A 23,093-nucleotide genomic window follows, 5' to 3' on the forward strand; every position below is an offset into this window, starting at 1 on the left:
ATGCACTTAGCGAACCAACGCGATAGATCCACTTAGTCCCTATTAGGTAGGTATGCGGCGACCGTAGAGAGGTGCCGCAGGGGCACGTAGTCTCCAATATCGAACATGCATGCGAATTCGTGATCTACTCCGTCGACTGCGTTGTCAGTGGATGCGCTTAAGCTCGTGCCAGTTGTTAAATCAGCAGGTGGGGGGCGAGCAGAAGGATGTCTTCGGGCTTCGCGGTTGGACACCTCGTCGAGTTCACGGGGGCTCCGGGCGTCGGCCGGGTTGGCGCCATCGACGGCGAGATGCTGCGCGTCGACTTCTTCGAATCAGTAGCCGAGGAGGTCGTCCACTCTCAGCCTGTGCCGGCGAGGAGCTGCTGGCGTGCCAAGCTCGAAGCCGAAACGCGGGTCTACTGGCGCGAACCGAGCACCGGAGATTGGCTCGCTGGCCGGGTCACGGGGGAGCGTCTCCCGGAATACTTCATCCAGGTCCCCAACAAGAAGTGGAACGAGAGTGCGAACGAGTGCGATCTCCGAGTGCGCTGGGACCGCCCCGTTCGTGATCCCCTCCAAGTCCTCACGAGTGGTGGTGGCGAGTCGGGATTCTTCCGCGACGCTCGGCTTCCCTTCCTGCGTGATCTCGTTGCCGAACGAGCTGCCTGCGCGAACATGGCTGCGCTGCTGTCCTCGGCTGCCGAGGTCTTCCCGCATCAGATCCGCGCGGCAATGACGGTGCTCACTGATCCAGTGCAGCGATACCTCATCGCAGACGAAGTAGGCCTCGGGAAGACCATCGAGGCTGGCTTCGTTATCCGGCAGACTCTCTTGGACGATCCGCAGGCACGAATAACGGTCGTTGCCCCCGAGCCACTGCGGCGCCAGTGGGACAAGGAGCTCCGGAACAAGTTCTTCGTCGACGACTTTCCATCAGCCCGGATTGTGATCACGTCCCACGAGACGCCGGAGAAGTGGTCCGCGTACCACGACAGTGCACTTGTCGTCGTGGACGAGGCCCATGCACTGGTGCAGAACGCCGACGAGGGCCTCTCGCCCTACCGGGAGCTAGCCGCCCTGGCTCACTCCGCACCGAAGCTTCTGCTCCTGTCCGCGACCCCCGTGACTTCGCACTACACCACTCACCTCGGCCTGCTGCACCTGCTCGACCGCGACCTCTACAGCTGGGACGACCGCGAATCTTTTGAACACCGCTATGCCCTACGAGCCGAATTGGCCGACAGCGTCTACGCCCTGGATGCCACCTTCACCTTCCTGCTGAGGTCCACGCTCGACGACATCCGGCGGATCCTCCCCGATGACCCCCGATTTGAGCACCTTGCAGATCGGATCGTCGAATGTCTCACTGAGGACGATGACCTCCGCGATGAAGTAGAACCGGATGAACTCTCCCTGCGCGTAGAGGAGCTGCGGGGGCACATCAGCGAGACGTACCGCCTCCACCGCCGGGTGATCCGACACCGGCGCGACCAGGTGGAGAGGCCAGAAGACGATTCCGAAGAAGGCGAACCCTACACTGTCCGCGGGCGGAAGCTCTTGGACGTCATCACTCTGCCGTCCACCTTCGACGCGGTTGAAAGTGCCCTTACGGAGTGGCGCATTGGCGTCTCGAGTTCCTTGCTCGATGCCGGGCTTGAAGATCAGACCACCGTGTACGCCCGCGTCCTCGGCGTCCTCATGTCCAGGACGGGCGGGCCCTTCGACGACTTCGTCGACGCCCTGCGCTGGCGAGTCCGCGGAGATGGCGAGGCGGCGCAACGAGCCGGTCTCAGTGCCCAGGAGCAGGCCATGCTCGCCACGCCCCCTCTTATCCCCGCAGAGGTGGAAGCACTCGACGAGCTAGAGAGGCACCTCGACGAAGCAGAGGGCAACCAGCGGCTCAAGGCGACAGTCAACGCCCTCGTCCCCACTCTGAATCGCGGTGGACGCATCGTTGTCTTCTGCGGTGCGGGCGTGCTGGCGCGCCAACTCATGGTGCACCTACGGCGGTTGTCTCGTACAGCCCGTGTTGTGGAGCACACAGCACAAGCCGGAGCGGCAGCTTCCGAGGACGCGGTCACGAAGTGGCGCACGGCGCCGGGGACGTCCGTCCTTGTCGCCGACCACACCGCCGAGGACGGGCTGAACCTTCAGGCCGCGAGTGCCGTCGTTCATATGCGCCTGCCGTGGAACCCCAACCAGCTCGAACAACGGATCGGACGGGTTGACCGTTATCCCAGTGGCGAGTCCGTCAGCCAACTCGATAAAGCCAGCCAGTACGTGCTCAGCGCAAGCGCCGAGGATGAAGCCCTTGGCACGGCGTGGCTGAACCTGTTGCGTGACGGCTACGAGGTCTTCTCGAGATCAGTGTCGACACTGCAGGACGCCATCGCAGAAGGCCACGACGCTGTGTGGAGCGACGCCCTACGAGATGGCCCGTCCGGGCTCGCGTCCGCCCAGCAACGAGTCCAAGACCAGCTCCGCGAAGCGCGCCAACAGATCGAGAAGATGGACATGCTCGAAGCCATCTACCTCGATGTCGATGGCCGAGACAGCATGGTCAAGAACCTCAGGGGGCTAGAACTGGAGTGGAAGGAGATCCAGCGCGGTGTCTTCCGGTACACGAGCGCAGGATCTGGTGGTATCAACATCCGCCACTACGAGCGCACAGCCGGCAAGGCCGTCTTCGACCTCGTAGGGTCACGGCCTCAGGTGCCGCCGCGGCTCTACGTGGCGCAGACCGCGGCGCTGGATCCTGCCATGGCCCAGGGCACGTTCAATCGGTCCAGGGCCCTGCGTGATCCTGGCACAAGGTTGTTCCGCATAGGCAACCCCTTCATCGACGCACTCGCCGCGTTGAGCGACATCGACGAACGTGGCCAGGCCACTGCCTACCAGCGCGTGGACCCCAGCCACATGGGTGACCCGGAGCCCTACTTCGGCTTCGACTTCCTGGTTGAGGCCGACGCCTCCGTGGCGGCAGAGGCGATGGCCAACCGGAAAGAGGTGAAAAGGGCGTTGCAGCGCCAGGCCGATCTCCTCCTTCCGCCGTTCACGCTCAGAGTGTGGGTGCGGGCTGGAAGCACCGAGGCGCTGACGCTGGCCTCGGCGCTCGAATGGCTGAACGAGTCCTACGACAACCGAGAGTGCCAAAACCTGAGTGGCCAGCGGATTCGTGTTCTCATCGACGTCTTCGGTGGCTGGCCGGAGTTCCGTCATGCTGCTGAGACCGCGGAGAAGGTCGCACGCGACGAACTCTTCCGCGTCACTGACCTGAAGGCACTCTGCGCCGAGGCTCAGGAACGCGGTCGCCGGCGACTCGCCGTGACTCGGGCGCAAGCAGAGGCCCGCAGGGCTGCCGGTCGCCTCCTGCGTGAGGACGAAAGCCAACTGGCAGACGTGAAGACCGCCGGTCTACTCATCGACGGCCTCATGCAGCCCAGCGTACGACTCATGGCTGCAACCTGCGTTCTCCGCGCTGGGCGAAAGGGGGCCAAGGCAAGTGCGTGACAGTTGGGCTGGGGCACAGCAACTCTTTGACGCTTGGCCGTTCGTTGTCCCGACGGAGGAGCCGGAATACGGCGGCACATTGCGACGGCTCAAGGATGCCCTCGACGGCCTGGCTGAACAGACGGCCTCGTGGCGTGACGTGGCAGCACTGACACGGCAGATCCTTCTCGAAGCTCAGGCCAGCGGAAACACCTTTGGCCTTTCAGCACCACCTGGCGCACCGCTGCCCACGCGACAACAGTGGGAACAGATGCATTGCCATGCGCTCCCGGACGGCCGTCGTGTCTTGGTCACAGCCCGGCCGTGGCACCCCGGCGGGGAAGATCAGAAGGCTGACGAAGCAGCCACGTACGACTTGGAGAAGGTCCACCTCGGGGAGAGCCTCCAAACACACCTTGAGTTGGAGCCGTGTCCTGCTGACCCCTTCTGGATCCGTGCTCTCGGAAGCGGTTACGCCCAGTACAAGTCAATCGGGCAGCGGCAAGCTGCGCGCGCTGTGGCACTCGCAGAGCCTGGCAGCACTGTCATTGCTTGTTTGCCGACGGGCCACGGCAAGACCGCCCTCGTACAGGCTCCGGCTCTGCTCGCAAGTAACCGTACCGGTGTCACGTTGGTCGTAGTGCCGACTGTCGTGCTCGCGTTGGACATGGAACGTCGCGCCCAGGAGTTGCTGAACAGCCGCGGACGACGAAGTCCCTCCGACCGCTACGCTTACATCGGCGGCCTCGACGAGAACCTCAAGCAACAAATACGAGAAGATATCCGTACAGGTAAACAGCGGATAGTCTTCACAAACCCTGAATCGCTCGTTTCTGGACTCAAGTCTGCACTGGAAGATGCTGCCGAGGCAGGTCACCTTCACTACTTCGTCATTGACGAGGCCCACCTCGTCGAGCAATGGGGCGAAGGCTTTCGACCTGAGTTCCAAACCATGTCCGTCCACCGTCGGACCTGGCTGAGCGCAGCACCACCCGGACGTGCACCCGTGACGGTCTGCATGAGCGCCACACTCACCGAGCAGCAGGTGACCACGCTCGAGAAACTGTTCGCAGACCCCAAGCCAGCCGAGATCGTTTGGGGCGCCCAGGTGCGCCATGAACCCAGCTACTACATCGATGCCTTCACCGACGAAGAGCAGCGCACCGAGGCAATCCTTCGTGCCATCGACCGTCTACCGAAACCACTAGCTCTGTACGTGACAGAGCGGAAAGACGCCAAGGCGTGGCTCGACCGCCTGCGCACAGCCGGCTTCGCACGAGTAGCTGACGTCGCCGGCTATTCCAGCCCCGACGAACGCCGAAGCACAGTGGAAGGCTGGAGCGGCCGTTCCGCTTCGGGCCCTTTGCCCACCCGATACGACATCGTCGTAGGGACTTCAGCCTTCGGCCTGGGCGTAGACCTACCCAACGTCCGCAGTGTGGTGCACGCCTGCCTGCCCGAAACCGTCGACCGCTACTACCAGGAGGTAGGGCGCACAGGCCGGGACGGACGTCCGTCCGTGGCCTACCTGGCGTCCGCCCCCCGGGACGAGCCCGTCGCCGAGGGCATCAATCGGCAAGCAATCATCGGCGCAGACAAAGCGTGGTTGAGGTGGCGGTGGATGTGGACGCTCAGGGACAAGACATACCCACGTCCGCGTCACTACCTCGTCAACCTCGACTCCATCCCGGACAACGTCCACGACACCTCGGAGGCAAACCGCGACTGGAACATCCGCACCTTGAACCTCATGTTGCGCGCCGGGCTCATCGGTCTCCACGTTCCTGAGCCGCCCCAGCGACACGACGACGAACCACGCGCAGCCTTCCAGGAACGCCTCGACCGGTTCTACGAGGTGGCATCCACGCATGTGGACGTCACGCTCGAAGACACTCAGACCAACGACGAGGAGCACTTCCGGAGTCGGTTCGAAGCGGAGCGCCGGCGCTCAATCACCGCGCAGCGACAGGCCCTAGCCGATCTCCGCACTCTGCTACGCGGCGATCGATGCACAGGCGAGGTTCTCAGTACCTACTACCGGGTCCAGCAAGGCGGTGCCCCACTGCTGACGGGGGTGAATTGCCGCGGCTGCCCCAGTTGCAGAACGACAGGCCTTCCGCAGGAGAACGGCTTCTACAAGCTGGGCGGAGACCCTCATCCACTGGTTCCAGCCCCTAGCCGGACCAGTCACGATCCACTCCGGCGCATGCGTGGCACCGCGTCCTGCCTCAGTTTGTGGTGGGGGACCGAGACGGACCGCCAGGTCAAGGTGCCTCGGCTGCTGGAGATGCTGGCCCTTCGTGGCATGAATGTGATTGGTGGGCCAGGGATCACCCCATCTCTAGCCGAAGCTCTTCAGGAGGAGGTGGCACCGCGGCCGATCATCTGCGACACCGACGCGGATCTGCTCCGCTTCTACGAAGGCCCCATCGTCTGGGTTCTGGACGGTGATCCCTCACCGATGGACCGGGTGCTCAAGTCGCGGCTTGAATCACCAGATGTGACCTACTTGATCCACCCGCGAAGTACGCCGGATCCGAGTCGCCCAGGCCTGGCCTTCGGTGCTCTTCATGCTCAAAGTTTCTCCGTTCAGACCGCGTTGGAGTCGTTCTGATGGCCCTGATCAACGTGGACGCCTCGCGCCCCGACCCCATGTGGGCAGTCGTCCGTCTACTGGCCCACTCGAAGAAGCCGGTACCACTCAACGGCGCCCGCGCTCTACTGAGCCCACCGACCCTTGCATCCGGTGACAAAGACGCGTCGGAGATGTTCAACAAGGCCGTCAAGACGCTGCGGGAGCTCGGGCTGCTCCACGTCGCCGAATCCACTGGTGAGCTGACGCTCATGGGACCCGCTGAACATCTCGACGGCCAAGACTGGGACGCATTTGCGGCTGCGCTGCGCAGCGCCGTCTTCGCACCTGAGCGCAACAGTGGTCTGGGGGACAACGATGAACAGAGGGAATCCCGAGACCTCACGCGTGCCCTCGCATGGTTCCTCACGCTAGATCCCATGGGCCCTGCTGTGGACTGGGACCAGGCGCAGGACCTCATGAAGGAGACCCCTCTCAGACCCGAGGCGGGACCAGCTGTCGTGAACGCCGAGCGATGGCGGCAGTTCTGCGACTGGGCCCACGCGCTAGGGCTCGCAGCACGACCACTCCTTGCCGGCGGAGGTGGCAGTCGACTGGTACCCGACTGCACCGCCGCAGTCAGATACGTCATGCAGTGCCTATGGGAGCCGGGCCGCCAGGTGAATGCCGTAACAGCCGTACGAAGCGTCCGCGAGCATTTGCCGGTACTCTCCAGCGGCCAATACTCCCTGGCTCTCCACCTCCCCAACCCCGGTGACCGTGTAGCGGGCCCTGCTCTCTCTTTTGCGCTGCTCCGCGGTAACGACGAGGGCTGGCTGCGCCTAGAACTCGATTCCGATGCCGCAATGGTGCTGCAGGTGAGCGATCCAGAGCAGCCCTCCAGTCCGCGCTACGTAAGCGACATCACCATCCAGGAGGCCCCCAGTGCCTGACTTCCGCGGAAAGGCCTGCTGGGACCCCGCAACGGCCGCCAACACCATCAGCGTTGAAGCCATCTCCCCATCTGCGGCCGTGTTTCGGGCCACTCATGCGCCGTTGCGGATCCAGCGAGCGCGGCTCGACGGCCGGCAACTCGTGCTTGAGGGGCAGCCGGTCGACGAGCGGACGGTTCTTCACGACTTCCTGAATCATGAGTCCAACAGCGGCGCACTCCTTATGCCCATCGTGGGCGAGTCCGGGTCGGGAAAGTCTCACCTCGTCCGATGGGTCCGCGAGCACCTCGAACTGGTCGACGACGGGCGCCGTGATCGCGAGATCATCTACCTTGAGAAGCACAGAACAAGCCTCAAGGCAGTGGTGCAAAGCCTGATCGCCAAGGCAGACAGTGACGAACTGAAGCAACTCAAAGCGGAGATCGACAAATTTACCGCTGACATCGACGCATCAGTGCTGGCTCGGCGGCTGATCCACTCCCTCAACGAGACCTTCGTAGCCGAGACCGGCCGCGGCGTCTCGGGGCCCGCGCGGCAACTCTTCGGCCCTCATGGTCTCGGAGCACTCCTTGACGATCCACACGTCAGCGAATTCATGCTCCAGCCCGAGAAGTTTGTTCCACAACTGGCCACGTACCTCCTACGAGATCGCACCAAGGGTGACAAAGATCGCCCGCCGAAGTTCACCGTCGATGATCTCCCGCTAGACATCACAGATGTCAGCAAGGCTTCGGCGCTGGCCAAGAAGTGGGTACAGGTTCTCAGCGCCAAGGCCGAACTCCAGGAGATCGCGATCGACCTCCTGAACGAGCACTTGGAGACTGCGATCAATCGCAGCTTCAACCTCGGGATGGGCCGCTTGCTGGAAGCGATGACCCTTGTCCGCGAGGAGTACCACCGACAGGGCAAAGAGATCATTCTCCTCATCGAAGACTTTGCTCTCATCCAGGGCGTACAGAAGGACCTACTGGACGCCCTTGTCGAAGCCGCCCACCGTGAGGGGGCGACACGGCTAGCCCCCATCCGCACCCTTATGGCGGTAACGACTGGCTACTTCCGTGACCTGCCAGAGACCGCCCTCACCCGTGTACAGGCAAACCTGGGCTACGCGTATGACCTCGACGTGCCCTTCAGCGAAGAAGACACCGGCGAAGAAGCCATCGCTTCATTCGTTGGCCGCTACCTCAACGCCGCGCGCATCGGAAAGGATCGATTGGAGCAGGTAGGCGGTGCCGAGCCGCCGAACGCGTGTGATGCCTGCCCCCTGCAGCCGCGTTGCCACGACGCGTTTGGAGCATCAGCGGATGGATTCGGGCTCTACCCCTTCAACCGCTCAGCCCTGACTCGCATGGTCCACTCCACCGCTTCGAAGGATGAACCGTGGGGGTTCGTCCCCCGAACGGTGCTCGGAAGTGTGGTGCGGCCCATTCTCATTGAGCACGCTGGATCGCTGCAGCGTGGGGAGTTTCCCGATGCGGCCTTCTCCGAAAGCTTCCCCACCGCTGACATCGACACGACGCTTGACACAAGCGTGCGATCGTTGATCGATACCAACGATCAGGTGGCCGGCCCACGCCGGAAGCTGATCCTTGAATTCTGGGGCGACGCGGCTGCTCAGGGCTTGGAAATCGATCCCACGGTGATGGAGGCCTTTGCTCTCAGCCCCATGGCTGCTGGAGCCCAAACCCCTCTGAAGCAGCCACGGCGTGAAGCTGAGCCTTCCCCCCAACCCAGTGCCACGCCTGGCACTGCCAAGACGGAAGACAAGACCTATCCGCCGTCCGTTCAGCGGAGCCTTCAGAACATCGAGGAGTGGGTGACCCGCGGCGACGACCTCAAGCAGGATCACGCCCGAGCCATCCGCACAGTCATCGCTACCGCGGTAGCCGAGCGGTACCGCTGGAACGCGCCGCTCATGCAGGCGCAGAGCAACGTGAAGGAGAAGGGCTGGCCCAACAACGCCACCGTCGTCAGCATCGAAGGCTCTGCTGTCGCAGGCATTACAGGTGCCGATAGCGCGCCGATCCAGTTCAAGCGGAGCGCGACGAACAGCAGGTTCTTCCAGAGCTTGATTCGTGCGCAGTACGGGTTGGACCAAGTACGCGGTGAGGACATCCGCAGGCTCGCGACCCTGGCCGAGCGGCACGCGGGTGCGCTGGCATCCAGAGTCCAACGCAACCTGGAAGTCACCGACGACGACCTTGTGCTCGGCCTACGGGCATCCATACTCGGGGCAGGTCTTGCTGGCCGGTGCTGGCCTGGCATGAGTGTCGAAGAACTCCTGGCGGCAGCGGTGGACGACGGCGACGCTTGGGAAGGTACCGGCGTAATGTCGAGGCCGGACCGGTGGACCGCCGCCCTCAACCAGCACCTGTCGGCCCGCAGCGCCCTAGTGAAGCGTATCCGTGCCGGAATCGGCATCTCGCAGGGCAGCAGAGGAGCCGTGGGCGTGATCGACGCAGCCCGGGCAATCCCTCTACTGGAAGAGGCAACAGCCACCTGGGCGTGGGAAACGCCAGCGGGCAGTATCCCCGAGTGGGTGAAGCCCGCAGTCAAACCGTTCGCGTCATGGTCCGCGCTGATCGACGGGCAAGTCACGATGCTCAAGGACTGGCTGGGCGACATCCGAATGCGGCAACCCCGCAGCACCCCAGGGAATCACACCCTGGCCAGCATCAGAACTGCCGTCGACAGGGCAAGAGAGGTCAGTCTGTCGCTGTCCGCCCAACGAGCACGTGAACTCGATACTCTCCTTGAGCGGGCAGGTGCTGTGGAGTGGTCCGCGATCTCCGCTCTGGAAGATGACCTGGGTCGGTGCGACGACGATCGCCCCGAGGCGGCGCGTCTGACTGCGCGCATCCGCACGGCCGCCCAAGACCGAGGGGCCTCCATCGAAGTTATCCGGAACCTGCTTTGTGTCGCTGACGAATGGCTTGATGAGGCACTGAAGGGTGCCGAGCTGCGGGCGAGTTCGTCGGCCGCAAAGAGCGCAGCCGAGGGCGTGCAAGAACTCATCGCCGAATGGCGTTCCCTGGCAGTCGAAGGGGCTGATCAGCCGTGACTCGGATGTCCGTGTACGAGAAGGCAAAGCTGCTCGAGGATCACGCTTCCCGTATCGCGGATGGCGAGGACTCTCAGCGACAGGCCACTCGTGTATCAAGCCGGCTGCTGGAACTCCGCTCCCAGCTCAACCAGCTTCGCTCGCAACTGGCCGTCACACAGGCCCTACAGTCCCGCGGCGCGGGACTCGACATCGACTTGTCCGGCATCGATGACGGCAGGGCTGGATTCGAACGCAGTCTGGGACCCAGCGGACTCCCCTCCAACCAGGTGTTCAACACGGCGAAGAAGAAGACACAGGCAGTAACCGATCGTCTCGCGGAAGAGAACCAAGCCGCTTGGTCAGCCTGGACTGAGCAACTCCTCGCGGACCTGCCCCTGGCGCGAATCTCGATGCTCGTCGAACTCGAAGCGGAGGAGCAGGCTTCCAAGCGACAACTCGAACTGGAGCGCATCGCCAGGGGCAAGGCTTCTAAAGAAGCCATCACCACATTCGCGACCACGTACGCCGGCCTAGCGGAACTCCTTCAAGACACTCAAGACCCGCCGGAAGCACTCGTCGACCTGCTAAATCGGCTACGTGAGCAACCTGGCCTGACGCTAAGCGACGTCACAGACGAAGAGATCGCACTCCTTCGCGAATGCCGGATGGACGCCCACATCATCCTGAAGAGGAAGGGTTCGTGAACCAGAGCACAGTAGGCCGGAAGTTCGCCAACGAACTCCTGAACCAACTTGAAGACCTTGAGTTGCCCCTCCTCATGTGGGGCATGACGGAAGGCGCGCTCTCGGAGGATGACGTCCTCAGCTGCATCGAGCAGTTCCTCGACGAATGCAACAATCCGCCAGCACTATCAGCCGTCGAGATCCTCCGCGAGATGCAGGGCCGCGCGCTGCTCTTCAAGGTGCCCTGGCCCAGCGACGGATCAATCCGCTACCGCACTCGTTTTGCCGAGGCTCTGCGCTTGACTGCCGGACTGCGCCAACTCTTCCGCCCTCGCGGAGACTGGGTAGACGACACCCCCAACGGATGGTGGCGGCAAGGGAAGCGACTCGTTGCTGACTACCGCCTACACGTTCGCTACCGCCGTTACCCTGATCGAGACATCCCAGGCCCCCAAGCACTCAAGGAGCTGCGCACCCTTCCCGGTTGGGGCGATCTCCAAGACCGCGTTGCCCAGGACCAACTGGGAGGCAAGAACCTCGCCCGTTTTCAGTTGGAGGCAACGCAAGCTGTCTTCTCCTCACTCCAGGGCCAAAACCGTTCCAAGGGAATCATCGTCAGCGCCGGCACCGGTAGCGGCAAGACGCTGTCCTTCTACCTGCCCGCCTTCGCAGCCATAGCGGAGCACGCGACCAACAGGGTCCAGAACAGGATCCACACTCTGGCTCTGTATCCGCGAACTGAGTTGCTGCGGGATCAGTTGCGCGATGCGATCGTCAATGCTCGCAGCGTTCAGAGCGCGCTCGTCAGCCAAAGGAAGAGGCCTCTGCGTCTCGGCGCACTCTACGGAGGCACCCCGAATCACGCCGACGACTGGCGACTTCAGCCCGGACGAGGTTCTGGCCGTTGGGCACGTGTAGGGGACGGCGCCGTGTGTCCCTTCCTTCCCTGTCCCAGCCCTGAGTGTGAAGACGGCGAGTTGATTTGGTCCGACAGGGACCGCGCTGAACGCGTTGAACGCCTCATATGTCGACGCTGCGGGGACGAAATCCCGGACGGCCAACTCGCCCTGACTCGCGAGTCCTTGAAGAAGGACCCGCCGCACCTGTTGTTCACCACTACGGAGATGCTGAACAACTGCAGCGCCGACGGCTACCTCGATAGCCTCCTGGGCTGGCGCGGGGGAAGCGTGCCGTCCCTGATGCTCCTCGATGAGGTGCACACCTACTCGGGAGTGCACGGGGCACAGGTCGCCTACCTCCTACGCAGATGGAGGGACGCAGTAGGCAAACCCGTAACTTTCGTGGGCCTCAGCGCCACACTGCGCGACGCGAACCAGTTCTTCGCACAGTTGGTCGGTCTGCGCGAGAGTGACGTGGACCCCATTGCACCCGACGATGCCACCATGGTGCGAGAAGGCCGCGAGTACGCGCTCGCGCTGCGAGGCGACCCAGTCTCGGGAGCCAGTCTCCTGTCCACGTCGATCCAGACTGCGATGCTCTGGGGCCGCGTACTCGACAACGGTGACGACGCCTTCCTCTACGGCTCGAGCGGGTTCCTATTCACGGATGCCCTGGACGTCACCAACCGCTTCTACAAGTACCTCCGAGACGCCGAGGGCGACCAGGACCACCGCGGGCGCACGAATCGCCGGGGTGACGTGCTGGCCGGGTTGCGGTCACGTGCGCGCCCTGAGCCCGGGCCCCGCTACCTCGAGGGACAGAACTGGGAACTCGTCGAGCGGATCGGTCATGAACTCGACCCCGATCTCCGCATGCACCCCTTGATCATCGGGCGGACCTCATCCCAGGACGCGGGGGTGAACCGCAATGCGAACCTCACGATCGCTACAGCGTCATTGGAGGTGGGTTTCAACGATCCCCGGGTTGGTCTCGTCCTTCAACACAAGGCACCGCGGAATGCCGCTTCGTTCATCCAGCGCCGCGGCCGCGCTGGCCGAGAGCGCGGGACTCGGCCGCTGACCATCGTGACCTTGTCGGACTACGGTCGCGATCGCCTGGCCTACCAAGGCTACGAAACGCTCTTTGCTCCGGAGGTCGCTGCCACGACCCTGCCGCTCAAGAACCGGTACGTCCTCAAGATTCAGGGAGCCCAGGCTCTTCTTGACTGGGCCGGGCGCAGGATGCGTGTCCAGGTCGGGCGCGGCGACGTGCGGAAGCTCCTGACGACCCCGGATGACCCGAGGATCTTGTCCGAATACGAGAACGAGCGCCTCGGACTGATCAGGATCTTGCATCAACTGCTGACAGAGGAGCGTGTCCAGGACGAGTTTGCACGGCACCTCGTCAAGGCGTTGAAGATCAGCGTTGACGAGGCACAGGCCGTGTTGTGGGAACAGCCTCGCTCCCTCCTCCTGGCCGTCGTGCCCACGGCTCTTCGCCGGCTTCGCTCCCGTTGGGAACCTCTTGTAAACGACCCCGGCATGGGCAAGAAGGCCATGCTCCCCGAGTTCATCACCCGGACCCTGTTCGAGCCGCTGAACCTTCCTGAGGTCGATCTGGAACTCCCCTTCGACAACGGGGACGGATCCATCGAACACATGCCCATCGGTAAGGCATTGACTGAAGCCGTGCCGGGACGGGTCAGCCGGCGCTTCGGGTACATGGACGACACTCACCGCACGTGGCTCCCGATCCCCGACGAGGACGCCAATGTGCTCAACCTGAGGGAAATCGTTACCGAGGGCAGGCTGGAGGGCACCTGGCAGCCTCATGGACACGATGGCACCAACCTCGAAGTCGTCCGCCCCTTGAGCCTGGAGCTTTCCCAACCCGATCCCGACATCGTGGACCAGTCCCACGGCCAGCCCCAGTGGGGCACCCAGATCGTCGTGGAGGACGACGCGCCCCTCAGCGAGGGCACCGTGCCGAAGCCGTCCCCCTGGCAACGTCGCATTGACATGGTCAGCTTTGCGACTCACGCGGCCGGCAACCCTGTACAAGTGCGCCGCATGACATTCGGCGCTGAGTGCAACGTCCGCCGGGAACGCCAGAATAGTCAAGCCCGCACTGTTCGGTACGAACTCCGGGGACGACCGGCCGCTCTCGGATTCGCCTTGGGCGTTGATGCCATCCGCTTCGAACTCAAGCCGCTCAACCTCGACGATCCGGCTGTCAGGGAGTACCTCACTACGCCTCAGTGGCGCTCGCTGGCCTTCTTGCACACGGTTCAGGACGATCCTGCCTTGGTCGAGATCTCCGACAGGTTCCAGCGGGAGCGCCTGGCCCAGATTTATCTGACCGCGTTCGCTCTGGCCGGACTCGACGGGAGCCGCACGAACCCTGACGTCCGTGCGCTGCTGAAGAACGGCGCCTGGACTCACGATCTCTCCAAGATCTTCCAAGTGCTCTACCGTGACTCCGACGTGACTGAGCACGAGGTCGACGGTGATCGACTCGTGTCAGAGTTGATCAAGCTCGTCGCCGACAGCACGGTCATCACAGCTCTGGACAGGGCAGCGGAGCTGCTGGTAGCAGAGGACATTTCAGCCGAGACCAGCCGGCTCGCCCGGCGCACATACCGCGACACGATGGCGGCTGCGATTCTTGCTGCTGCTCAACGCGCGTGCCCGAACGCACAGGACGGCGATCTCATCGTTGACACACTCCCCGGTGAGGGAGAGGACTCGCTCACCGAGGTGTGGCTCAGCGAAACGTCCGTGGGTGGGTTGGGGATCGTCGAGCAGTTGGTCGACTTCTACTCGAAGGATCCCCGGCAATTCTGGGGGCTTGTGACGAGCAGCCTCGCGCCCAGCGAATACGAGTACGTCGACGCCACCCTGACCCGGTTCCTCCGGCACGTCATCGACGAACCCAGCGGAACAGCTGCCCAGGCAATGGCGACACTCCGGGCCGGCAGTTCCGCCAAAGAAGCCGAGGACGCTCTGGACGTCCTTCGCGAGGCCTGGGCACGGCTCGACGGCCCGCCTCGGCATGCAGCCGTTGCTGCCCTGTCCACGCGGCTTCTGCGCCCGGGGTCCGGGCCCGATACTGACGTCACCGCTCTCGTCCTTGTTGACGCATGGACGGAGTTGGAGCAACGTCTCCGGGTCGAGGTCGACGCCCGCGTGATCGCATACGCCGTGGGATCCGGCAAGCTCCAGTTGGAAGGAGCCCGATCCCTGACCGCAGACCAAGTCTTCAGTCTTCTCTGGCCTCGTGGCCACCAGGCCCGCACTCAGGACTTGAAGCACTACCAGCCATACGCTGACGACCCCGTCCTCGAGCGTCTGCTGGTCCAAGCCGCACACGATGACCGTGTACCGGTGATCGACGTGACCAAGCCCACCTGGGATAACGCCTACCGGCAGCAATTGACCGCGACCTCGGCTGTCGAGCTGGTCTGTCCAGCGGGAGACGCGACTCTGATGGCTCAAGCCTTGAAGCAGGTTCCGGTCACGCCCATCGACCGGGATGTGCTTCGCCTCTACGGAGAAGTCTGCGGCGTGGTCCGCCACCAGAACGAGATTCGAGTCAGGGTCGAATTGAGGGAGGCAGCCCAGTGAAATCCCAGGAACGAACCCTCCGCACTGGGCAGCACACCGCGATTCGCGTTGACACCATGCTGTCCGCCGCGCTGATCGCGGAGTTCATCGCACCCAGCGACCACCTGTGGTTGGTGTCCGCATGGATCACCGACGTCCAGGTCCTCGACAACAGCCACGGCGCCTACGACGCACTCTTTGGAGACACCCCTCCCGTGGGGTGCCGACTCTCAGACGCCGTGGCCCGTATCGCCCATGGTGGCGCACAGGTACACGTCGTGACCCGCGATGACCCCCACAACGAGGACTTCCTGCGCCGCCTGACGAAGGCGGCATCAGGAAGGAAGCTTCACATCGTCCGCGACCCGGATATCCACGAGAAGACCCTGTGCGGGAATGATTGGATGCTGAGTGGATCGATGAACTTCACGATCCGAGGCATGGCCCGGAACGACGAAAAGATCACTTACCGGGCAGGCAGCGACGCTGCCGCCCAAGCACGGATTGACCTGGCCGAGCGGTGGGGGAACGGAGAATGAACCAGACCACCTCCTGGACCACTGATCGTATCCAGGCGTTCCTGCGCAGGTTCTTCGGCGAGGGCAACGACGCGTGGCCCAAGATGGACCCCAAGCACTCGTGGACAGCGCGCACCGAGCCCTTCGTCAAGATCGCGCTGGGCGATAACGACGCGCCCATCGTTCTCCCTCGTTGGGTCGCCGCAAACCAGTCGTACTCGATGTACGCCATCGCACGCGACCCAGCAGATGCCGGCAAGACAGCTGAACTCATTGAGGCATTTGCGGGGCCTACGTACATTTACTGCAACATGGAGCGCGGTGGCCTTCGTCCAACTCTCCTCAACCGGGACGATCCCGTAGAACGCGCCGTCATCGACCTGGCTGGCGAACGTTCCACTTTCCGGCTGACAACCGGGGAAAGCGACAAGTACCGGCAGGGCCTGACTGATGCTCTGCTACTGATGCAGCAGACCTACCTGAGGCGTCCGCCAAGGCTATGGCGCGTAATAAAGCCGGTCGGGCGTCTCATCGCCGAGTTCGACGCGGCTCTCGCGGCCGGCGGCGAAGCTGCGTCGCTTGACCTCCTTGAGCAACTCGCGGCCGCGGGCGGGCTTACTGCGACGAATCTTGCGCATCTCAAGCTCAAGAGACTTGACCGTCTCGGAGCGAGTACCAAGGTGCTGCAGTTCCCGGCACTCCAGGACGTGGCTCGGCAAGATCCTCCTGCGCCGGTGAAGGCAGCAATCCTGAACGCCGTGTACACCGTTGCTCTGGAGGAGCCACTCGCGGCTCGGAATCTGGAGGCGGCCAAGTCCAACCTCATCACTCACGGCAGGGCCGTCCCCGATCTGCTCGCAGGCGACCCGCGGTCGTATGGACCGCAGGCCATGACGGTGCTCCTTCTGGCTTGCGTGATCCTCAAGAACGCAGAGGCCGCACGCCGGTTCGTGACGGCTGCTGAGGACCTCGACCAAACACCCGAGATCCCCATGCTCGTGTTGAACGAGGCCAATGCGCTTATTGCCCAGGCTTCGGGCGACCTCGATACCTCCACGGTCGCGCAACCCGAGGAGTCGGCAGACACGGCCACTCCGATCAACGATTGGCCAGCCCTGTTCTTCGCGCTCGCCGAGGGCGACAGCGCGGCGAAGGACGCACTGGATGAGGAACAGTGGACCCTGTGGCCCACTCCTGCAGAGCACGATGGGGCCCTCGCCGAATTCCTGGACGGGTTGAGCGACGGCGCCGCGCGAGAACTATGGCGGGCAGTGGGCTCGTTCATCGATGCCGTGGGCTACGACGACCCCGCACCCGAATGCGCCCACGCATTCATCCGCAACGCAGTGCTTTTCAACCGCTACAGCCCTGGCGACTTGGCGGCCTTGCAGGCGCTGATGGAGATCGCACTTCGCGCTGCTCCCTCTGCCGATCAGTACGCGGAGATCCTTAAGGACATCGGTTCGGACACGGATCGGTGGGTTGCTCCCGAACGGGCCTCGGCTGTCTTGGACTTCGTCGACCGCTTGTTCCTTGCAGCGTGCCCTGATCCTGAGGCCCGCACGAGCTTGTGCTCGCAGCTGCTCGGGCCTCTGTCTGCACACAGCCGCCGCCTCACTGAGGTAGACCTTGCCTTCGCGCGCCGGCTCTCTGAAGACCTCGGCATCAGCTTCTCCTGGGATGCTCCTGCTGGCGAAGACGGCAAGGAGAGCACGCCCGTCGAGTTCCCCTCGGCGACACTGCTGCTCTACTCACTGGACGAGGCAGTGCTCACCCGATGCCAGGAGGAACTGAAGCGGCTCGCTCCCGCTGTGAAGGTCTTGACGGCTTACGACCACGTAGGCACGCCGCAACTGCGGCAGAAGGCCCGTACTGCGAATGTGATCGTTTTGGCCACGCGCTGCGCCAAGCACGCGGCCACCGGCTTCATTGATCAGAACAAGACGACAAAGCACGTCGGATATGCGAACGGGAGTGGCTCCGCATCACTCCTCCGCGCTGCGGTCGATGCGCTCCGCCTCGCAGCAGCAGAGTCCTAACAGAACGGCGGCCGCCCAGGACCGGGCGGCCGCCGCAGCAAGGCCTCGGGCAGCGACAGGCGAGCTAAGGGCTAGGCGCTGACTCGGGCTTGCAGATAGCTGCTGAGCAGCCGTACGTCCTTGGACGTATTCTGCAGGCTGTTCCAGTTGGGCTGATGGTCATCTCCGAAGTTCCATTTCCCCGAGGTCCAGGCCACGTGCTCTTCCAGCCCACGCAGAATGGCACGGACGTCATCCCAGTCGACCTTGTCGACCGGGACATCCGCGGTGAGCCGGTCCATGACGAAGCCCATCGCCTGGATGCCCACCCCATGGGTCAGCCTGGACTCCTTCGGGGGCTTCCCCCACGCCTCGCGGAAGATGCTTGCCACTGGCGTCCAGAAGGCCAGCAGGTGGGCCAGCATCCGCTCCTCGTCCCCGGTGCCGTCGGTGGCGTTGCGGTACTGGTACAAGGCGCCCTCGTAGATGCTGTGCTCCAGCATCTTCAGAACGCTGTTGTCCTTGATGTCTCCGGTGGGGGATGTGGGACTGCTGATCCTTCCGCTGAACGGACCGTCCCCCATATTCAGGTGGACCATGAGCCTCGCGGCGAGTGCCCTGCGCGCGAGAGAGCGCGGCAGCTGGCCGGTGGTCTCGGGCAGGAGCTCGTACACGAGTCCCTTGGGGAGCGGCTTGGTGGAGTTGACCAGGATGAACTGCGACCGCTGCTCTTCCTGCCCGGATGCGATGAAGCCCACGGCGGCGACAGGGAACTCAGCGAGGTCAGCGTCCCTGATGGCGGCGCTGCGCTGCTGTCCGTCCACGAGCCAGGCCGGCTTCTCGTCGTCGGCCAGTGACTCGTCGACCGGGATGATCAGCTCGCCCGGGATGGAGTACTTCACATCGCCGCCGCGGACCGTTGGTTCGAACCTCACCCGCTCGTCGAACGCGAGGACCACGGCGTTAGGGAGCATCGCTCCCTCGGACTCGAGGTAGCGGCGGATTGAGCGGATGTGGCTGAGGACCTCGGGCCGCTGGTACCCCTGCAACCGCTTCTGGTCATCACGGCGGATGCGCGACACGGCGGCGAAGTCGTGCAGTTTCTTGCCGTCGACGGCGAAGCAGTAGATCTCCTTGGCGCCTTGGAGGATCTTGAGGGCGGGTAGCTTCAGCTCGTAGCGGTCGGCCACATCATCTCCTGTTGGGTTACTTTGGGTGTTATGCGCGTTCTGGGTGATTATGTCAACGACAGCTTGCGCATCTTTGCTTCGAGTACCGTCATGTTATGGAATCCGCGGCGCTTGTTACGCTCGGACCCACGGAATATGACCATCTCGATCTTGTGTTCCCGGCAGAGGTCGCATGTGCAGTGCTTCCATGGCCTGTCAGTCAGCGTGGCGCCGTATCGCTTCAGTTGGTTGTCCAACTGCTTCAGCTTCTTGGTATCGCCGAGGAGCACCTGGTAGCGGCGCAAGGCATCCAAGACCTCTGAGGCATCCACCAAATCCTTGTCGTAATCACGCAGCAGTTGAAGGCACTCTCGCTCGTCCTTGATTGCTTCGGATTGGGATACGACGCCGGCCAGGATCAATCGCTTGAGAGCTGGATTTCCGTCGACCTGCGGAACGCGAATCGCTGTGTAGGCCTTATCTGCGGTGTGATAGTTGTTGCGCTCATCCATAAAGGCCTGACGGAAAGAAGAGGTGCTATCGAAGCTTTCTACGTGGAATTTCGCGAATTCTTCCATGCTGTCTACGCGAGTGATTCCGAGGAGATGGAAGTCAACTCCTTCTGTGCGAACTTGTGCAATCCTCTTCAGGCACGCCACGATCTCGGGCGTCTTTAGTGGAACCATGCCGCCTAGGGCAATCCGCTTGTAGCCCATTTTCTGAAGTCGGGCAACGCTGTCGGCGTAGCTGTCCGGGCTCCAGCCCTGCGCTGCGCCGACCGGTTCGAGCTTGTCGTCTTCTTCCAGGATCTTGGAATTGCGTGATCGGACAGCAGCGATGAATTCTTCAGCCAACTCCAGCGAGATCTCGCGTCGCTTTACCCATGCAGGGTTTGCGTCCTCTTCGGTGAGTTCGGGCTCATATCCGAAGATTACGTGGTCGATGCTGATTCCGGAGTTGAACTTGCAGCCGATATAGAAATCGAGTACCTGATCAACCGTATAGGGTGGGCGCTCTTCGTTGATATAGTTGAAGGCTCCGCAGTCTCCCAGGCTGCTCATCGTCTTGGGGAGCCTGAAGAAATTCCGCACGCCAAGCCGGTAGAGACGTTCACGCTGCGGTGCGCTGTACTTACCCGCCCCCTTGACGGACCCGTCGACAATGGCCTTGCTGACCAGGATGCCGTCGTAAGGTGCCGGCTTCACAGCCTGATGGGCGTAGAAATCGTCCCGTTGTCGGACGCGAAAAGGAGAATACTCCTCATTGAGGAAGTCATAACTCGGACTGACCTGGTCCTGACTGTCCGGAAAGTAGAACCTCACGCTGCGCCCATCCTTGCCTTCTGGTAAACGCGAATCAGGTAATTTGACAGGATGTTGATGTGCTTTGTGATGTTCTCCAATTCGTTCCAGTTGTAGTTAATCTCGGGCCAGCGCCCCTTGGCCCAGCGGCAGTAGGGTTCGACCAGGGCCAATTCGGCCATGACCTTGCTGTACGCCTCATCCGAGTTGATGTCTACTTCAAACATCACTCTCTCCATGACGCGGTCCATGAGCTGTCCCATTGACCGAATGCCGACGCCGTGCATTAGTCGGCTCTTATTGGGGGAGATTCCCCAGGCGTCAGGAAAGGTGTCTCGCACGGCCGTCCAGTAGACGACAAGGATCTTGCGAATAGTGCTCGTATCAATGGTTCCGCTGGACAAGTCTTTGTAAGGGAAGAGCACCCCAGAAGGCGACAATGACGCGGTGATCGCCTGAAGTAGACTGTTGTCCTTAACGACCGTCTCAGATTTCCGGCTAGCTGTCGTCGATGCTTGTTTGATCAGGCCCTTAAAGGGTGAGTCGCCATCCTGGCTTAGCGCATTCACCAAGATTGCCGGAAGTTTACGAGCCGAGAGCTTGGTAGGCAGTTGAGTGTTTACTTCCGGTAGGAGTTCGGAAACCAGGTCGCTGGGGAGCGGCGACACTGTATTGACCCGCAAAAACTGCTCGCGCTGGACATGCAGATCTTCGGAAACGAAGCCAGCCACTGTGATAGGCAACTTGGCATTCCGAGTACGGGCAAGGGCCAGGCTCCGCTGCTGGCCATCAACGATGAGAGCCGGACGGGGAGCCTCCCGTGACTCTGGCAGTGGGATCTCAAGCATCCCAATGGTTGCAAGGCCGTCGCTAGGGTTCGGTCCGCGGCTTCCTCTGAAACGTACTGAGGATGGGAGTGCGAGGATGAGTCCGTTCGGAAACAGCACCTCGTCCCCGTCCAGATACTCCAAGATCTGTTTTACGTGCTGTTTCTTCTCGGGGCGCTGGTAGCCGAGGAGCTTTCCGGCCTCATCGCGTGAGATCCGCGCAACGTCGGCTACGAGGTCGACTTCTCCGGCTTCCAGGGCAAAAAGGTACAAGGGGATGTCGGGGTGCTGATTGATCCGCAGAGCTCTGCGTGTGATGAGGTTCTCGGTCACTGATCCCCCATGGTTCGCTTGAACAGGGTGGCAAACCTGCTCTGTTCACATGCTCGGCCGCTGTCGCGCAAGATCCGCAACAGCCGCGTCCGTGAGATGCCCGGTTGAGCCCCCGTCTCCTGCCTAATGAAGGCGATGACCTCTGCATCGGTCATGAGCTGACGGTTGAGTTGTTCCGGCCTCGGTACAGCCGACGCCCACACGTGCCAGGCGGAACTGGTGGTCTCAGAGGTCAGTCGACTGTCCTCGCAGTGCTGGAGCCAGGAAGCGGCCATGCGGACATTGAGGCTCGTGAGGGTTCCGCCGAGCGCGAGTCGCAGCCCTGCATCGGAGGCGACTCTTCGGAGGCCGGGGATCTCTTCGACACCGCCTACCAGCAGCGCCTCGCTCGCAACGGCACCTAGGGCTCGAAGTTCGGCTTCCATGGCCTTCGCGTAGGCCTCGGATAGAACCATCAAGATTGGCCCGCTTTTTCCGAGTTCCTGCAGTGTTGTGCGGCTTTGTCCATCTTGCAGGTGCTTCCACCACTGGGCGCTTCCATCCGCAGAGGTGGCTACCGAGTCAGCGTGTCGCGTGCTGAAGGTCGCCGCGTATGCCGGGGCTCGCTCGGATGCTGGCCGAAGGCCGAGGCCGGCGGACGCGACCCATAGCCGTGCGTCGAAACCAGCCTTGGCGGCTGTAGCGACGAGGCGACGCGACTGTGTCCAGTGGTCGCCGCAGTAGAGCCTGTCGAGTGGATGAGTAGCGGAGGCGTCCGCGACGCGCCCCTTCCAGGTGGTCGAGCGTTCCTCCACGGTCCCGCCTGGCAGTGACCTTGCGTGCAGCGAAGCTTCCGGCGCTACAGCCTTACGGTCCGTACATGTGACCACAAGTGAAAGTTGCCTCACGCGGCTCGGCTCCCGACGCTCATAACTACCAGTCTGTCGTCGTTACTCTACCTGTCACTTTTCGCGTAAGCTGCCGCAGTACACACGGAGCTAACTAGGAGCAGGCATGGCGGAGCGTCCCGCGATCGTTCTACTGAGTGGCGGACTGGATTCAACGACCGTTCTGGCGATCGCTAAGGACCAGGGCTACACGCCGTACGCGCTGAGCTTCCGCTACGGGCAGCGGCACAGCGTGGAGCTTGAGGCCGCGAAGCGCGTGGCTGAGGCGCAGGGGGTCGCTCGGCACGTCATCGCGGACATCGACCTGCGAGTTTTCGGCGGATCCGCGCTCACGTCGGACATCGACGTTCCGAAGCACGAGTCTCTGGACGACGCAGGAGACAAGGACACCGGCAGCAGCGTCCCGGTTACGTACGTACCGGCACGCAACACGATCTTCCTCTCCTTCGCCCTCGCCTATGCGGAGACGGTTGGGGCGAGCGACATCTTCACCGGAGTGACCGCGGTCGACTACAGCGGCTACCCGGACTGCCGCCCCGAGTACATGGAGGCCTACGAGCGCATGGCCAACTTGGCCACCCGCGCCGGGGTCGAGGGCACGCAGAGTCTTAAGCTCCACTCGCCGCTCATCGCCATGTCGAAGGCCGACATCGTCCGTGAGGGCCTGCGCCTCGGCGTGGACTACTCCCTCACCTCCTCTTGCTACGACCCGGACGAGCAGGGGCGGGCATGCGGACATTGCGAGACCTGCCTGCTCCGCCTCAAGGGCTTCGCCGAGGCCGGCGTCACCGACCCCGTGCAATACCAGGGCGCGTGA

Annotated in this window: 13 protein-coding genes; 9 read left to right on the top strand and 4 right to left on the bottom strand. The window is 62.9% G+C overall.

Going from position 1 to position 23,093, the window contains the following annotated elements:
• Nucleotides 1-206 precede the first annotated feature (206 nt).
• From dpdE to dpdD, 8 genes are read left to right on the top strand one after another with little or no spacing between them, the layout of a single operon-like run.
• The gene (dpdE, locus tag ACSNOG_RS10520; protein ID WP_436752312.1) at nucleotides 207-3,491 is read left to right on the top strand and encodes a protein DpdE; all 3,285 of its coding nucleotides are present in this window, start codon (nucleotides 207-209) and stop codon (nucleotides 3,489-3,491) included.
• Nucleotides 3,484-6,084: a protein DpdF gene (dpdF, locus tag ACSNOG_RS10525; RefSeq protein ID WP_436752313.1), complete on the top strand. Its 2,601-nt coding sequence runs from the start codon at nucleotides 3,484-3,486 to the stop codon at nucleotides 6,082-6,084. The genes dpdE and dpdF overlap by 8 nt, the downstream gene beginning before the upstream one ends.
• The gene (gene dpdG / locus ACSNOG_RS10530; RefSeq protein ID WP_392906656.1) at nucleotides 6,084-6,995 is read left to right on the top strand and encodes a protein DpdG; all 912 of its coding nucleotides are present in this window, start codon (nucleotides 6,084-6,086) and stop codon (nucleotides 6,993-6,995) included. Before dpdF ends, dpdG begins: the two co-directional genes overlap by 1 nt.
• Complete coding sequence (gene dpdH / locus ACSNOG_RS10535; RefSeq protein WP_436752314.1) at nucleotides 6,988-10,056, top strand: protein DpdH; 3,069 nt, start codon at nucleotides 6,988-6,990, stop codon at nucleotides 10,054-10,056. The genes dpdG and dpdH overlap by 8 nt, the downstream gene beginning before the upstream one ends.
• 11 nt (nucleotides 10,057-10,067) lie before the next feature.
• Nucleotides 10,068-10,742, top strand: coding sequence for a hypothetical protein (locus ACSNOG_RS10540; RefSeq protein WP_436752315.1), 675 nt, complete (start codon nucleotides 10,068-10,070; stop codon nucleotides 10,740-10,742).
• Complete coding sequence (dpdJ, locus tag ACSNOG_RS10545) at nucleotides 10,739-15,244, top strand: protein DpdJ (protein WP_436752316.1); 4,506 nt, start codon at nucleotides 10,739-10,741, stop codon at nucleotides 15,242-15,244. Before ACSNOG_RS10540 ends, dpdJ begins: the two co-directional genes overlap by 4 nt.
• On the top strand, nucleotides 15,241-15,762 hold the full coding sequence (gene dpdK / locus ACSNOG_RS10550; RefSeq protein WP_436752317.1) for a phospholipase D-like domain-containing protein DpdK: 522 nt from the start codon (nucleotides 15,241-15,243) through the stop codon (nucleotides 15,760-15,762). Before dpdJ ends, dpdK begins: the two co-directional genes overlap by 4 nt.
• Nucleotides 15,759-17,780 carry a protein DpdD gene (dpdD, locus tag ACSNOG_RS10555; protein ID WP_436752318.1) on the top strand — a complete coding sequence of 674 codons (2,022 nt, stop codon included), beginning with the start codon at nucleotides 15,759-15,761 and terminating at the stop codon, nucleotides 17,778-17,780. Before dpdK ends, dpdD begins: the two co-directional genes overlap by 4 nt.
• 71 nt (nucleotides 17,781-17,851) lie before the next feature.
• On the opposite strand, the gene dbpB (ACSNOG_RS10560) is transcribed toward dpdD, so the two are convergent.
• Genes dbpB (ACSNOG_RS10560) through ACSNOG_RS10575 form a run of 4 tightly spaced genes read right to left on the bottom strand, consistent with a single transcriptional unit; the run spans nucleotide 17,852 to nucleotide 22,183 of the window.
• The gene (dbpB, locus tag ACSNOG_RS10560) at nucleotides 17,852-18,949 is read right to left on the bottom strand and encodes a DGQHR domain-containing protein DpdB (protein ID WP_436752319.1); all 1,098 of its coding nucleotides are present in this window, start codon (nucleotides 18,947-18,949) and stop codon (nucleotides 17,852-17,854) included.
• A gap of 47 nt (nucleotides 18,950-18,996) precedes the next feature.
• Complete coding sequence (gene dpdA / locus ACSNOG_RS10565; RefSeq protein WP_436752320.1) at nucleotides 18,997-20,250, bottom strand: tRNA-guanine transglycosylase DpdA; 1,254 nt, start codon at nucleotides 20,248-20,250, stop codon at nucleotides 18,997-18,999.
• Nucleotides 20,247-21,389: a DGQHR domain-containing protein DpdB gene (dbpB, locus tag ACSNOG_RS10570; RefSeq protein ID WP_436752321.1), complete on the bottom strand. Its 1,143-nt coding sequence runs from the start codon at nucleotides 21,387-21,389 to the stop codon at nucleotides 20,247-20,249. Before dbpB (ACSNOG_RS10570) ends, dpdA begins: the two co-directional genes overlap by 4 nt.
• Entirely contained in the window at nucleotides 21,386-22,183 is a 798-nt protein-coding gene (locus ACSNOG_RS10575; protein ID WP_436752322.1) for a hypothetical protein, read from the bottom strand. The genes dbpB (ACSNOG_RS10570) and ACSNOG_RS10575 overlap by 4 nt, the downstream gene beginning before the upstream one ends.
• A 199-nt stretch (nucleotides 22,184-22,382) precedes the next feature.
• On the opposite strand from ACSNOG_RS10575, the gene queC reads away from it, so the two are divergent.
• Nucleotides 22,383-23,093: a 7-cyano-7-deazaguanine synthase QueC gene (queC, locus tag ACSNOG_RS10580; protein WP_306501655.1), complete on the top strand. Its 711-nt coding sequence runs from the start codon at nucleotides 22,383-22,385 to the stop codon at nucleotides 23,091-23,093.

Source organism: Streptomyces sp. URMC 124 (genome assembly GCF_051386455.1).
GTDB lineage: Bacteria > Actinomycetota > Actinomycetes > Streptomycetales > Streptomycetaceae > Streptomyces.